General features: G+C 45.8%; 14 protein-coding genes. 10 read left to right on the top strand and 4 right to left on the bottom strand.

Annotation, left to right across the window (positions count from 1 at the left end; all coding sequences use genetic code 11):
• Positions 1-12 precede the first annotated feature (12 nt).
• A complete protein-coding gene (locus LSG34_RS08060) occupies positions 13-498 on the top strand; it encodes a RidA family protein (protein ID WP_233008314.1) in 486 nt (161 codons plus the stop codon).
• Between the two features lie 77 nt (positions 499-575).
• Here LSG34_RS08060 and LSG34_RS08065 read toward each other — a convergent pair whose 3' ends face one another.
• On the bottom strand, positions 576-3,200 hold the full coding sequence (locus LSG34_RS08065; RefSeq protein WP_233008315.1) for a penicillin-binding protein 1A: 2,625 nt from the start codon (positions 3,198-3,200) through the stop codon (positions 576-578).
• A 151-nt stretch (positions 3,201-3,351) separates the two neighbouring features.
• On the opposite strand from LSG34_RS08065, the gene LSG34_RS08070 reads away from it, so the two are divergent.
• From LSG34_RS08070 to LSG34_RS08110, 9 genes are all read left to right on the top strand, one after another.
• A complete protein-coding gene (locus LSG34_RS08070; protein WP_233008316.1) occupies positions 3,352-4,431 on the top strand; it encodes a pilus assembly protein PilM in 1,080 nt (359 codons plus the stop codon).
• A complete protein-coding gene (locus LSG34_RS08075) occupies positions 4,419-5,033 on the top strand; it encodes a PilN domain-containing protein (protein WP_233008317.1) in 615 nt (204 codons plus the stop codon). Before LSG34_RS08070 ends, LSG34_RS08075 begins: the two co-directional genes overlap by 13 nt.
• Complete coding sequence (locus tag LSG34_RS08080; protein ID WP_233008318.1) at positions 5,030-5,629, top strand: type IV pilus inner membrane component PilO; 600 nt, start codon at positions 5,030-5,032, stop codon at positions 5,627-5,629. The genes LSG34_RS08075 and LSG34_RS08080 overlap by 4 nt, the downstream gene beginning before the upstream one ends.
• A complete protein-coding gene (locus LSG34_RS08085) occupies positions 5,626-6,171 on the top strand; it encodes a pilus assembly protein PilP (protein WP_233008319.1) in 546 nt (181 codons plus the stop codon). Before LSG34_RS08080 ends, LSG34_RS08085 begins: the two co-directional genes overlap by 4 nt.
• An 81-nt stretch (positions 6,172-6,252) precedes the next feature.
• On the top strand, positions 6,253-7,893 hold the full coding sequence (locus LSG34_RS08090; protein WP_233008320.1) for a type IV pilus secretin PilQ: 1,641 nt from the start codon (positions 6,253-6,255) through the stop codon (positions 7,891-7,893).
• 158 nt (positions 7,894-8,051) lie between these two features.
• On the top strand, positions 8,052-8,570 hold the full coding sequence (gene aroK, locus LSG34_RS08095) for a shikimate kinase AroK (RefSeq protein ID WP_008900467.1): 519 nt from the start codon (positions 8,052-8,054) through the stop codon (positions 8,568-8,570).
• Between the two features lie 38 nt (positions 8,571-8,608).
• Positions 8,609-9,676 carry a 3-dehydroquinate synthase gene (gene aroB / locus LSG34_RS08100; RefSeq protein WP_233008321.1) on the top strand — a complete coding sequence of 356 codons (1,068 nt, stop codon included), beginning with the start codon at positions 8,609-8,611 and terminating at the stop codon, positions 9,674-9,676.
• Entirely contained in the window at positions 9,673-11,484 is a 1,812-nt protein-coding gene (locus LSG34_RS08105; RefSeq protein WP_233008322.1) for an SPOR domain-containing protein, read from the top strand. The genes aroB and LSG34_RS08105 overlap by 4 nt, the downstream gene beginning before the upstream one ends.
• Positions 11,485-11,520: 36 nt before the next feature.
• On the top strand, positions 11,521-12,420 hold the full coding sequence (locus tag LSG34_RS08110) for a Dam family site-specific DNA-(adenine-N6)-methyltransferase (RefSeq protein WP_233008323.1): 900 nt from the start codon (positions 11,521-11,523) through the stop codon (positions 12,418-12,420).
• Here LSG34_RS08110 and LSG34_RS20900 read toward each other — a convergent pair.
• The 3 genes from LSG34_RS20900 to LSG34_RS08120 form a co-directional block, all read right to left on the bottom strand.
• Positions 12,339-12,533: a DUF2970 domain-containing protein gene (locus LSG34_RS20900; RefSeq protein ID WP_408636162.1), complete on the bottom strand. Its 195-nt coding sequence runs from the start codon at positions 12,531-12,533 to the stop codon at positions 12,339-12,341. The genes LSG34_RS08110 and LSG34_RS20900 overlap by 82 nt on opposite strands.
• A 1-nt stretch (position 12,534) precedes the next feature.
• Positions 12,535-12,801, bottom strand: coding sequence for a hypothetical protein (locus LSG34_RS08115; protein WP_233008324.1), 267 nt, complete (start codon positions 12,799-12,801; stop codon positions 12,535-12,537).
• Positions 12,802-12,969: 168 nt separating this feature from the next.
• Positions 12,970-13,722, bottom strand: coding sequence for a TorF family putative porin (locus LSG34_RS08120; RefSeq protein ID WP_233008325.1), 753 nt, complete (start codon positions 13,720-13,722; stop codon positions 12,970-12,972).
• Between the last annotated feature and the right edge of the window lie 82 nt (positions 13,723-13,804).

Genomic DNA, 13,804 nt, shown 5'->3' on the forward strand with positions numbered 1-13,804 from the left:
GGAAACTACCGAATGAAAAGCCTGACCAAATTAGCATTGTTATCACTTTGTGTTGCAAGTGGCAGCCTGATGGCTGAAGTAAAACGTTATCCTTTGCCTGACAACAGTACCTTTCCTATTGCCAATGCGGTGGAAGTGAACAAGCTGGTGTTTGAAAGTGGCAAAGTGCCAGCCCCTAAAGATCCAAAGGCAGCCAAGGGCACTGTGGAGTTTTGGGGCAATACAGAAGAGCAAACTTTAAGTGTGCTGAGCCAGATTGAAAGCTCATTAAAGCAAAAAGGTTTGGGTATGGGCGATGTGATTAAAATGACAGTTTTTCTGGTAGGCGATCCGGCTTTGGGTGGAAAAATGGATTTTGCCGGTTTTATGAAAGGCTACACTCAGTATTTTGGCACTAAAGAGCAACCTGCTTTACCAGCCCGCTCTGCGGTGCAAATCGCAGGTTTAGTGGCTGACGGCATGTTGGTTGAGATAGAAGTGATCGCCGCCAGACCTTAATCCCTATGGGTATGCAGTATTTATTGGTGACAAAAAAGGCCGCAAAAGCGGCCTTGTTTTTTAGTTGGTATTAGCCGTCAGAACAACTCGATTTCTTCCTGCTGTTGCTGATTATTTTGTGTAGGCAGCTGCTGTACTGACGAATTGGTATAAGTTTTAGGTTCTGTGCCCTGAATAAAAAACTCAAAACCACTGCTGTTATCTGTCGCCTGAGTCAGCAAACCAGTTTTCAAATCGATGCGCACTGAGGTAATACCTACAGGCGGTTGCACAAAAACCTGGGGTTTATCTTTTAAGGCAAAACCTACAAATTCCTGCCAGGCCGGTAATGCGGTTTTCGCACCTGACTCACCGCCAGCGATCTGATCTTTACCCAGATTATTATTCCAGGCTGTTTTGCCTAAGCGGCTTTCAGCGTCATCAAAACCTACCCAGGATGTCACCACTAAATCAGGTGAGAAACCGGAGAACCAGGCATCTTTCACATCATTGGTAGTACCGGTTTTACCTGATAAATCCTGACGTTTTAACTCTTTTAACTTATAGGCTGTGCCGTTCCAGCCAGTGCCGGCTTTCCAGTCACCGCCACCCCAAATCGAGCTTTTTAACGCGTCAGCAATTAAAAAGGAATTTTGCGCGGATAAAACCCGTGGAGCATAAGCCGGAGCTGCAGCAACAACAGGTTGTTTAGTGGCGGCGGTTTGCCCGGCAAAGGTAGCTTCGAGCTGAGCTTCAGGATCTGCAGTTTCAGCCAAAGCTGCAGCTTCTTTTGCCGCTTGTTCCGCAGCCGCTTTGGCTGCTAAGTCTTGTTGTTCACAGTCGTAACAGACAGGCACAGGCACATGTTCGAAGATCAGGTTGTTTTGATCATCCAGAATTTTGGTAATGACATAAGGCTTCACTAAATAGCCGCCGTTGGCGAATACCGCATAACCTGTCGCCAGTTCAAGCGGAGTTAAAGACGCAGAACCTAAAGCCAGAGTTTCACTGTGAGGTAAGTCTTTTTCTCTGAAACCAAACTTCGTCAGATGCTGGCGGGTTTTTTCTATACCCACAGCGCGCAATAAGCGTACTGCCACCACGTTTTTCGATTTGGCCAAAGCTTCACGAATACGGATAGCACCGTCATAAACTTCAGGTGAGTTTTTAGGACGCCATGCCTGATTTGAACCTTCATCCCATTCATGAATAGGCGCATCGTTCATTAAAGTCGCCAGCGTCAGATTGGACTCCAAAGCAGCCGAATAAATAAAAGGTTTAATGTTTGAACCGACCTGACGATTGGCCTGGGTAGCGCGGTTAAACTGTGTCATGGCAAAACTGTAACCACCTACTAAGGCCTGTACAGCACCATCTTTTGGATTAATAGCCACAATAGCGCCACTGACACCAGGAATTTGGCCTAAACGCCATTCGCCTGCAGCAGGGCGCACCAGCACATGCATACCTGGCGCTAATACATCAGCAGCGGCTTTAGGGGCGTGGCTTTGTCTGTCGTGGCTGATAAAAGCACGGGCCCAGTTCAAACCTTGCCATGGCAGAGTAATTTTACGGCCACCGGATAAAATGGCTTCAGCCTGCTGACCTGCTACTTCAGTGATGACGGCAGGGATTAAATCCTCTAAGCCATCTTGTGTATCCAGATAAGCCAAAATGGCTTCATCGCTCAGACGATCTTTTTCAGCGAACTTCACAGAGCCATCTTGTTGTGGCTCTGGTGTGGCTTGCCACAAGGTTGCAACAGGACCACGATAGCCGTGACGCTCGTCATAACCTACAACATTTTTTTGCACCGCAGCGACAGCTTTGCCCTGTAATCTGGAATCTACAGTGGTAAACACCTGAAAACCTTTGGAGTATGCTTCTTCTTCGCCGTATTTATCCACCACTTCCTGACGTACCATTTCTGCAATATAAGGTGCAGAAGCTGTGATTTGTGCGCCGTGCAGTTTGGATAAAATAGGTTCCTGCAATGCTTCATCATACTGAGCCTGAGTGATGTAGCCTTCATTCAGCATACGACCCAGTACTATATTACGACGGGCACGGGCGCGGCTTGGTGAACGCACCGGATTCAGTACCGAAGGGCCTTGTGGCAAACCGGCAATTATAGCGATTTCAGATAAAGTTAAGTCCTGAATGTTTTTACCAAAATAGACCTGGGCGGCAGCACCTACACCAAAAGAGCGCTGGCCTAACTCAATTTTATTTAAATACAGTTCCAGAATTTCATCTTTCGTCAGCTCTTGTTCAATACGTAAAGCCAAAAAGATTTCTTTAATTTTACGGATCAGTTTTTTCTCGCGGGTCAGGAAAAACACCCGGGCCAACTGCTGAGTAATAGTACTGGCGCCTTGTCTGGCTTCACCACTGATAGCAACTACTGTAGCCGCGCGGAACATACCAATGACATCAATGCCAGGGTGCTCATAAAAGCGGTTGTCTTCGGTTGCGAGCACGGCTTTAATCAATAGATCAGGCATTTCCTCCAGTTTTAACGGAATACGGCGCTTTTCACCAAATTGTGAAATAAGCTCGCCGTCCTGACTAAAGACACGCATAGGTGTTTGCAGCTTCACATCTTTTAATGTGGCTACACTTGGCAGGTCATCTTTGACGTACCAGTAACTTGCTGCAACTAAAGCTACAACGGAAAAAACACCTGCAATCACCAGAATGATTAGTTTTTTAAACCACGACACTGATTAACCTCAATGTATATTTTTGGATCTAGCGGGAATGCTAGTCTATTTTTTTTAAAAAGCTTTTTGCCTACCCTACGCAATCTTGCATGAAACGACTAAGCTCTTGACAGAAGATCAATATAAATCATTGACCTGTGCACGGGACGCTATGCTAAAACAGCTGTTTCAAACAAAAAAAACTTTGATGTTAGGGGTCGATATTGGCTCACACGCTGTGAAAGCTGTGTTATTGAGCCAACACAACCAGCATTATAAAGTAGAAGCCTTTGCAATAGAACCTATGCTGAAAGGCACAATGGTGGATCGTGAAATTCAGGATATAGAAGCTGTTGCCCATGCTTTATTAAATATCAGGAAAAAAATAGATAAATCAATCAAGTATGCCGCAGCTGCCGTGTCAGGTTCTTTGGTGATCAGTAAAGTCATTTTTATGGATGCCAGTTTAACAGACACTGAATTAGCCCGTCAGATTGAATTAGAAGCCGATAGTTTAATCCCTTACCCGCTGAACGAAGTCAGTTTAGATTTTGAACGGCTTGAAGCCAATGAAACCGACCCTAGTAAAGTCAATGTGTTGTTGAGTGCCGCCCGCACCGAAAGTGTACAGGCAAGGGTGACTGCACTGGAGTCCGCCGGATTTACTGCCAAAGTCATAGATGTTGAAAGTTCAGCTTTAAGCCGTGCTGCCGAATTATGTTTGGATCAACTTCCAGAAGACGCCGCAGAAAAAGTGGTCGCCGTGTTGGATATAGGCGCCACTATGACCTTGCTGAGCATAGTGGAGGGGGATAAAAACCTCTACACCAGAGATATTGCCTTTGGTGGCGAGCATTACAGCCGCAGCATTATGAATTACTACAATAAAAGCTACGAAGAAGCGGAGCAGGCGAAAATCCTGGTTGATTTGCCTCCGAGCTACAGCTTTGAAGTGCTCGCCCCTTTTCAGACCATGTTATTACAACAAATCCGCCGTGCTATTCAAATGTACCTGACCACCAGCGGCAAAGAGCAGGTGGATTATTTACTGGTCAGTGGTGGCACCAGCTTGCTGGATGGCATAGATAAACTGATCAGCGATGAGCTGGCTATCCAGACTGTGATTGCCAATCCATTTCGTTATATGGAATCTGCTGCGACAGTCAATCGTCAGGAGCTGACCGAAAAAGCGCCCTATTTAATGATTGCGACCGGGCTGGCACTGCGGAGTTTTAACTCATGGCATCAATAAACCTGCTGCCATGGCGTGAAGCCGCGCGCAAACAACAACAACTGAATTATCTGACGGTGTTAGCACAGGTGGCGGTGTTGGCTTTTGTGCTGATGTTTTTTGTCTACTGGTTGTATCAGGCTAGGGTGGAAGGGCAAATCAGTCGTAATGCTTTGCTTGAGACTGAGATCCAGGTGCTGGACCAGCGAATCGCTCAAATCAGGGCACTGGAAAAACAAAAAGCCGGTTTGCAGCAACGCATGTCATTGATAGAACAATTGCAGCGCAGCAGAAATCTGGGTACTCAGATTATGGATGAAGTGGCTAAAACTGTTCCGGCAGGCGTTTATCTGGTGTCCTTGGATAAAAAATTTAACAGGTTGCTGATCACGGGCAAAAGTGAATCGAACAACAGATTATCCAGTTTACTGCGGGTCATTGAGCAGTCTCCTTTACTCACCCGGCCTGTATTGGAGTTTATTCAGGCCAGCAAAGATGATAGTGGGTTATTAAGTGATTTCAAAATGCACTTAGGTTTGGTCGGCGCAGAAGCTCCACCACCGCCACCAGAACCTAAAAGCAAGGCTGGCACAGCAGCGAATAAAACCGGAGCAAGCAAATGAGCCTGAACATTAACTTGTCCGATATAGATTTATCTGAAATTGATTTTAATAACATGGGTGCCTGGCCTAAGGCCGGAAAAGTCGGCTTGGCTTTGGTGGTGGCTGTAACCGTTATGCTGTTGAGTTACTTTTTTCTGATTGAAACTCAGGTGACGAACCTGGAAACAGCGCAACAAAAAGAGCTGGATCTGCGGGTTGATTACCAAAAAAAATATGTGATGGCAATCAATCTGGAGTTGTACCAGCAACAAATGCTGGAAATGGAAAAAACCTTTTCGGTGTTATTAAAACAGTTGCCGGCAACCCATGAAACGCCTGGCATGTTAGATGATATTACTTTTGCCGGTACTTCAGTAGGGCTTACTTTTGTCCGTATTAACTGGATGCCTGAAATTGAAAAAGAGTTCTACACTGAGCTGCCAATTCAAATTGAAGTCATAGGGGATTATCACCAGATTGGTAACTTTGTCAGTGAAATTGCCAAATTACCCCGTATTGTTAGCTTGCATGATTTTGTGATCCAAAGCAGAGAAGAAGGAAATCAGAGTTTTAGTGTGATTGCCAAAACTTACAGGTACAAGGAGCTGAAAAAATGACATGGACTCCTGTTGTTTTGATTGTCTCCTTGATCACGCTCGCGGGCTGTTTTGACGATACCACAGATATTCAGCAGTTTATGGCGGATGTGAAAGCAAATTCGAATGCAAAAATTCCGCCTCTGCCCCCTGTCAAAGCCTTTGAACATTTGCCCTACACCAGCTCAGAATTGCGTAGCCCTTTTAGTGTGCCGTCGCTGGAGGCTTACAATCAGCAGCCCCTGCATCAGCCGGGTTGTATTCAACTGGATAATCAACGCGAAAAACAAGCACTGGAACAATACGCTATAGATAACCTTAAAATGCGCGGCACTTTAGGTCATGCCGATCAGCTATGGGCTTTGATTGAAGCATCCGATCAAAGTATGCATAGGATCAGCATTAACGATCGGCTGGGTTTATTTCATGGCAAGGTAATTGCTGTAAAGCCAGACTATATTGAAATCACTGAATTTATTCCTGATGGCAGTGGTTGCACTGTGCAGAGGAACAGCAAATTGCAATTATTGGAGGCGTCCATTGATGCAGCCGAAACTAACTGAGCGAGCTGAATTATGATAAAAATTAAAACAAGCTGCAGGCTCCTCCACTTTAGTAAAGTCATGTGTTTACTTTGCTTGTTTGTGACGGCTTGGGCTTTCGCGCAGCAAGATAGCAAAGACTTTATTAATGAAATTGATTCGATAGATTTTCGCCGGGGTGAACAAGGCGAAGGCAAGGTGCTGGTGTTTCTGCAACAAAACTCGGCTGCTGTGGATGTTGTTGAACAAAATGGCCAAATTCAGCTGGATTTCCACGATACAAAAATCAGCGATGAGTTGTTGTACCAACTGGATGTGCTGGATTTTGCCACTGTGGTCAAAGGCATTGAAACTTTCCGTGAAGGTAACAAGGCCAGGTTAGTGATTGAAACCCTCGACGCTTTTAGCTACAGCTACCAGCAAATTGACGAAGTATTCCATCTGGTGGTGCAGAAAAAATCTGCAGAACAGACCAAATCAGCTGCAGCAGGCCAGTATGTCGGTCGGGCTATTTCTTTAAATTTCCAGGATATTCCGGTCCGCACCGTGCTGCAGATCATTGCGGATTACAACGGCTTTAATCTGGTGACCAGCGACTCAGTGACAGGCAATATCACTTTACGGCTGGACGGTACACCCTGGGATCAGGCGCTGGATATAGTGCTGAAAGTGCGTGGGCTGGATAAACGTATGGACGGCAATATTCTGATGATAGCACCGTCTGACGAACTGGCAGCCCGCGAAGCCAAAGAGCTGCAGGCTCAGCAACAGGTTGAACAACTGGAACCTCTGATCTCTGAGTTTCTGCCGATCAACTACGCCAAGGCGGCGGATATAGCAGCTTTACTTAACAATAAAGAAGCGACCTTATTATCTGCCCGTGGCAATGTCGCAGTGGATGACAGAACCAATACCTTATTGGTGAAAGATACAGCGACCACTATTGAAAACGTGCGGCGTTTATTACGGCGTCTGGATGTGCCGGTGAAACAAGTGCTGATTGAATCCCGTATGGTCACAGTCAAAGACAATGTGCGGGATGAAATAGGTTTACGCTGGGGTTTTAGTGATCAGCAAAATGACAGAGCCTGGTCCGGTAATGCACCTGGCGCCAATGATCTGGCAGGCGGCACAGTACCAGCGCTGAATGACAGATGGAATGTGAATTTACCCGTAGCGAACCCTGCCGGCAGTATAGCTTTTCATGTCACTAAATTTGCCGATGGCACTTTGCTGGATTTAGAGTTGTCGGCGCTTGAGCAGGAAAATAAAGGTGAAATCATTGCCAGCCCACGTATTACGACGGCCAATCAGAAAAAAGCCCGGATAGAGCAGGGCACTGAAATTCCGTACCTGGAAGCGTCCAGCAGCGGAGCCACCACAGTCACCTTTAAAAAGGCGGTATTAAGCCTTGAAGTGACACCTCAAATTACACCAGACAATAAAATTATCCTGGATTTAGAGATCACTCAGGACACCCGCGGTGAAACTGTATCGACGGGCAATGGCCCAGCGCAGGCGATAGACACTCAGCGCATCCAGACCCAGGTGCTGGTCGATAATGGCGCTACAGTAGTCTTAGGTGGCATCTATCAGCAGCAGATGACCAACACCACCTCAAAAGTGCCGGTTTTTGGCGACATTCCGTATTTAGGTAATTTATTTAAACGCCGTAATGACTTTAATGAAAAAACCGAATTACTGATTTTTGTCACACCAAAAATTCTGACAGAAAGCTTGTAGCAGGACCTAAAGCAAGGCCGGAGCTGACGCTGGCTCCGGCAGAAAATTCGCTTGCCAAGCCAAGCCTATTGCTGACATAATTCACCGCTTCAAATTTTCGTGGGAGCTTTCGGGTCCTGAAATTAACCTTCTAAGTTAGCGCAGCAGCATTACGAACTATGGCAGAAAAACGCAATATCTTCCTGGTAGGCCCAATGGGTGCAGGCAAAAGTACAATTGGCCGTCATTTAGCAGACATGCTTCATCTCGAATTCTACGACTCAGATCAGGAAATTGAACGCCGCACTGGTGCAGATATAGCCTGGGTATTTGATCTGGAAGGCGAAGAGGGATTCCGTGTTCGCGAAGAAAACGTGATCTCGGACTTAACAGAATTACAAGGCATAGTACTGGCGACTGGCGGTGGCTCAGTGCTGAGCAAAGAAACCCGCAACCGTTTATCCGCGCGTGGCATAGTGGTTTATTTAGAAACCCCTATAGAGAAACAAGTGGCTCGTACTCAACGTGACAAAAGACGTCCGTTGTTACAAACCGAAGAAGCACCAAAAGAGGTGCTGGAACGTCTGGCGGCTGAGCGTAATCCTCTGTATGAAGAGATCGCTGATTTTACCGTACGTACAGACGAGCAAAGTGCCCGTTCAGTGGCGAATCAAATCGTTGAACAACTTGGTTTCTAGTTTGAGATAACTTTTCAGGGATATAAGGAGAGCTGTTGATGCAAAAAGTTGCAGTACAACTTGGAGAGCGCAGCTACCCTATCCTGATCAGCCCCCAGTTATTTAGTCAACCTCTGACGGAGTTTTTACCTAAAGCCCGTCAGGTGGTGATTGTTTCTAATCCAGTGGTTGCAGGGCTGTATTTGCCTGCTGTCACTGCATTATTTCCCGACTCTGTAGTTCATTCCTTTATTTTACCTGACGGCGAAGCCTACAAAACCCTCAATTCTTTTGAGCAGGTGATGTCCTTTTTGCTTGAGCACAAAATCAACCGTGATGTGTTGCTGGTGGCTTTAGGTGGCGGAGTGATAGGCGATCTGACCGGCTTTGTTGCTGCTTGTTACCAGCGTGGCGTACGTTTTATTCAACTGCCGACCACTTTATTATCTCAGGTTGATTCTTCTGTTGGCGGGAAAACGGCGGTCAATCATCCGCTGGGTAAAAATATGATAGGTGCTTTTAAGCAGCCTGATCTGGTGCTTATTAATACCTCTGTTTTAAGCTCTTTACCTGCCTCTGAATTCGCTGCCGGTATGGCGGAAGTCATCAAGTACGCGCTAATCAGCGACCTGGCATTTTTCAAGTGGCTGGAGCAAAATCAACAGGCTATCCGTGAACTGCAACCTGCAGTGTTAGGTGAAATGATCCGTCATTGTTGCCAGATGAAAGCCGACATTGTCAGCCGCGATGAGACAGAGCAGGGCGAGCGGGCTTTATTAAATTTAGGCCATACCTTTGGTCATGCTATTGAAGCCTTTTTAGGCTATGGCCAATGGTTACACGGCGAAGCTGTGGCTGTGGGTATGGTGATGGCAACACAATTGGCGGTCAGCCGTGGTGATGTCAGTAAAGAAGAATTACAACGTATTATAGGTTTATTGTCTGCTTTTGATTTGCCTGTGGCGCCACCGGTGCAAATGAGCATTGCAGATTTTATGCCCTATATGAAAACAGATAAGAAAGTACAGGCCGGCAAAATGCGCTTTATAGTCCCTACCGCCTTGGGACAAAGTGCAATAGTCGATGACGTGACCGAACAAGAACTAATGGCTCTCTTCAGCATATGAGTAAACAAGCTCTGCAACAGCGTTTAACCCAATATTCAGGCCTTTTAGCCTCTCAGCGTCAGTTATTGCAACGTTTATTGCTACAACTGGAGTTTAACCAGCCAGACCGTTTACAACTGGTAGGTTCAAGCGGAAGCGGGAAATCAACTTTGATCCTGACTTTAGCCGAAATTTGTTCTGAGCAGTTTAATGTGGCTTTGTTGCAGGCCGATCCGGGTCTGGCCCCTGTGGATGTATTAAAAGTACTGCAGCAACAATGGATTGGCTCAGCAGCTATGCCCCGCACTCTGACTGAGTTTGTGGCTCAGTTGAGTAAAACAGAACAATATCTGTTATTGGTTGATGATGCAGACCAACTGAATGAAGCCAGCTGGCAACTTATTCAACAATTGCCTGTCAGCGTGTTTATCAGCAGCTTAAAAGCGAAAAGTGATATTCGTCTGGCGATGAATATTCCTGCCTTTAGCGAAGACGAAGCGGCTGAATTATTGGCTCCCTACAATTTAGCTGGCCGTGAACAACGTGAACGTATTGAAGATTGTGCAGGTGATTTGCATTTACTGCTGCATGGTTTGAGTGTAAGCCCGCCACGTAAAACCGCCGTTAGCGCAAAGCCAAAGGCTGAAACTTCAGCCTCGCCTCTGGCATTTTCAGCCCGCGAAGAGGTTGAAGCTCCGGCTTTTGTGGCCAGTGCAGCGGATAGCAGTTTTGATTTAAATAGCAGAGACAATCCTCTCGGTTTGCGCGCTATAGACACAACAGACGAACAACCATCTTTTTCTATAGAAACAGAGCGACGCAGTGACTATCGCCCTGGCGCCGTTGAACAGACAAAACCAGCAAAACAAGCTTCAGGGCAGTTCTTTTCTCCTTTTTTAGTCTTGAGTCTGGGTTTTGGTTTGATTGCAGCAGTCGTGATGTTCTGGTTGTGGACTGAACAGCAATTCCGCCAGCCTATAGCTGACGATATGGTGCCTTATTACCCATCGTCCACAGATACAAGCGCGGCAGAGCGATTACAAAAAGATCGCCAGTTCGAACCTACAGTAGAGATCAAACAAGAAGTTCCTGCAGAGACAGCTTCTGCTGCCGTGACTCAAACAGCGGCCAAAACTAATGAAGCTAAGCCTGATGCTGCCGATCAGGGCATGCCCCAAATGGCACTGGAAAAAAACACCGACACCGCCAGTATGACGGTTCAGCAGGAAGTGGCCAAAGATGATAACGGCTTACCTCAGAAGCAAATTGTCTCTATGACTATTGAATCTGAGCCTATGCGCGAACAGCCTGTGATCCCTGCATTACCAGCAGCAGGCGAAGAAGTTGCTGCAACTGATCCAGAGCCAGTAGCTGAAACTCCTGTAAAACCAGCCGCTGTTGAAACTGCACCAGAGCAAAATGATTTAGTAGCAGAAATGGAAGCTGATGCAGCTGAAGCTGTTCCAGAGACTTTGCCTGAGGCGGCTCCAACTGCTACTAACTCTGAGGCAACTGATGCTTCTGCCGGACATGATGCTGCGACTTTATTAGGAATGTTGCCTGATACTGTGGCGATTCAGTTAGGTGTGTTCTCCCAGGAAGCTGCTGCGAAAAAGTTTTTACAGCAGTACTCCAGCTTGAATCTGCAGCTTTATAAGCGTCAGCAGCAAGGCAAAACGCAATTTGTCGTGGTCTCGGCTTCTTATGTCAATGGTGGCGCAGCGCGTCAGCAAGTGAAGTCTTTGCCGGAAGAGCTAAGGCAACAAACGCCTTTCGTGAAGCCTTTAAGCGACATTCAGCGTGAGATCCGTTCCGCCAATGCAAACTGATGTGATAAAGCTGAAGGGCGCTTGGGTGGCTGGCATATGCTAAAGAAATCCAGAGCTTTCCTGAAATGGGCTGGCGGCAAATACAATTTAGTAGATGCTATTTCTCTGCAACTGCCAAAGGCGCCATTATTGGTTGAGCCTTTTGTCGGCGCTGGTTCGGTGTTTTTAAATACCGATTACCCACAATATTTGCTGAATGATATCAATGCGGATCTGATTAACCTTTATCAGTTGTTGCAAACTAAACCTGCTGATTTTATTGCGGATGCCCAGAATTTATTTGTACAAAGCAGCAATGAGAAAAGTAGTTATCTGTCATTTCGGGAAGAGTTTAATCAAAGCACAGACAGCTATCAGCGCTCCTTGTTGTTTTTGTATTTAAATCGTCATGGCTACAACGGTTTATGCCGTTATAACAGCAGTGGTAAATTTAATGTGCCTTTTGGCAGCTATAAAAAGCCGTACTTCCCGGAAGCTGAGTTATGGTTTTTTGCTGAAAAAGCACAAAAAGCTAAGTTTGTTTGTATGGATTACAACGAACTGATGCAGCAAATCAAGTCACCGGCAGTAGTGTATTGTGATCCACCTTATGTACCACTGAGCCGCACGGCCAGTTTTACCTCTTATGCGAAAAATAGCTTTGATTTAGACGATCAGGCCCAATTGGCTAATTTAGCGGAAAACTGCCAAAGCCGCGGTGTCAGTGTAGTGATCAGTAATCACGACACCACCTTAACCCGAAAGCTGTATGAGAAGGCAAAGTTAACTTCGATTCAGGTAGGACGCTCTATCAGTCAGAAGGGGGCAACACGCGGCAAGGTCGCTGAGCTTTTTGCGTTATACGCAACAACTCATCAGCCTGGAACAACCCAGTTGACGACTAATAGCAAGAGCACAATAAAAGCGACAACAGCTAAGATGCCTGCAACTAAATAAGGCCAAATCGTAGTGGTTTGAAAGTCTTGTTGACGTTGCTGCTCAGATTGAACTCCAACAATAGCGCCTAATACTGCTTTGAGTACCTGCTTAAAGCTAGGTGCTTTATCCATTTTAACCTCTGCGGTCAAAACGATTCAGTAACTCCAGTAAGTCAACAAAATGAAATTGGGTAGAACGGCTATTCCCTTGTAACCAGCTAAACCAGCTTTGTTGTGATGGTTTACACAAGGAGCTCATAGCTAATGGCTTCGCAGGATCGGCTTGTACTGCAGCCTGACATAATTCAGTTGTTGAGCTTTTATAGTGATGAGCAAAAATACCAAGACACAAACAAATGGCCAGAACGGACATCATTTTGCGGTTTGCTAGTTGCTTCATACGAACCTCAACTGGTTGAATTATGTGCTGGATAATACTCAAGTTGAGACTAAGTTACAAGTTTATAACTTTAACTGATAGTGACAAAAGTCACTTTCACAGCAAATCTTTTTGGGAAATACACAAAATAGTCAGGGCAAAACTCAGGTTTTGCCCTGTAGAGTGAACTTAGAAGGTTTTGCTTAAGGTTAATACTGCACGACCGTCACATAAGTTACAGTCTGCTGAACCGTCGATGTCTGTATCTGCATACTTCAGAGACACACCAGCGCCTAATACTTCGGTACTAAAGCCAATGCTCCAGTCAATGTAAGTATCGCTGTCAACAGGACCAGCTGCTAAAAAAGTTTCAAACTCAGCCTCGTCTTCGAAAACGTTGTAGCCAAAGTGTAAATCTAATGCGATGTTTTCCACCAGGCTGTATTTATAATCTGCAGACAGGTAGTAATAGTCTTCAACGCCGGCGCCAAAGTAGTCCGGAGAGTAGGCAACACCTAAAGCCCAGCTGTCATAGAAAAATTTGGCATAACCTTCGTAGAAGTTAAATTCATCAACGGCATTGTCGCCTTTTGGATAACGGTATTGCATCACACCGACGTCAACATTCCAGCTGTTGTTTAAGGCACCAGTCCAGCCGGCTAAAATATCCAGCTCCATACTGCCTTCACCAAATTTGATATTGGAACCCCAGCCAGACAAATAAAAGCCAGATTCTCCGCTTAAGGTAAAACCACCCTGCACAGCAGGACCTTCATCCGTTTGAGAAATACCGCGGAATAAATAATCAGAGGTAAAGGCCACATTACCAGTCAGGCTTGCGGCACCAACACCGAAACTGCTGCCCGCAATGAGTAATGCTACGAGGCTACGGCGAATTGTTTTACTTGTTGCTTTTGATCCCAGTGTTACTTTTTTTGTCATTTTATTTGCCCTTATCTATTAGTTCCCGTGAATACAGTCCATTTTTTGTGCCATTGCATTATTTTCAATTAAATCAATTAGA

Source organism: Rheinheimera faecalis (assembly GCF_021290965.1).
GTDB classification, from domain to species: Bacteria; Pseudomonadota; Gammaproteobacteria; order Enterobacterales; family Alteromonadaceae; genus Pararheinheimera; species Pararheinheimera faecalis.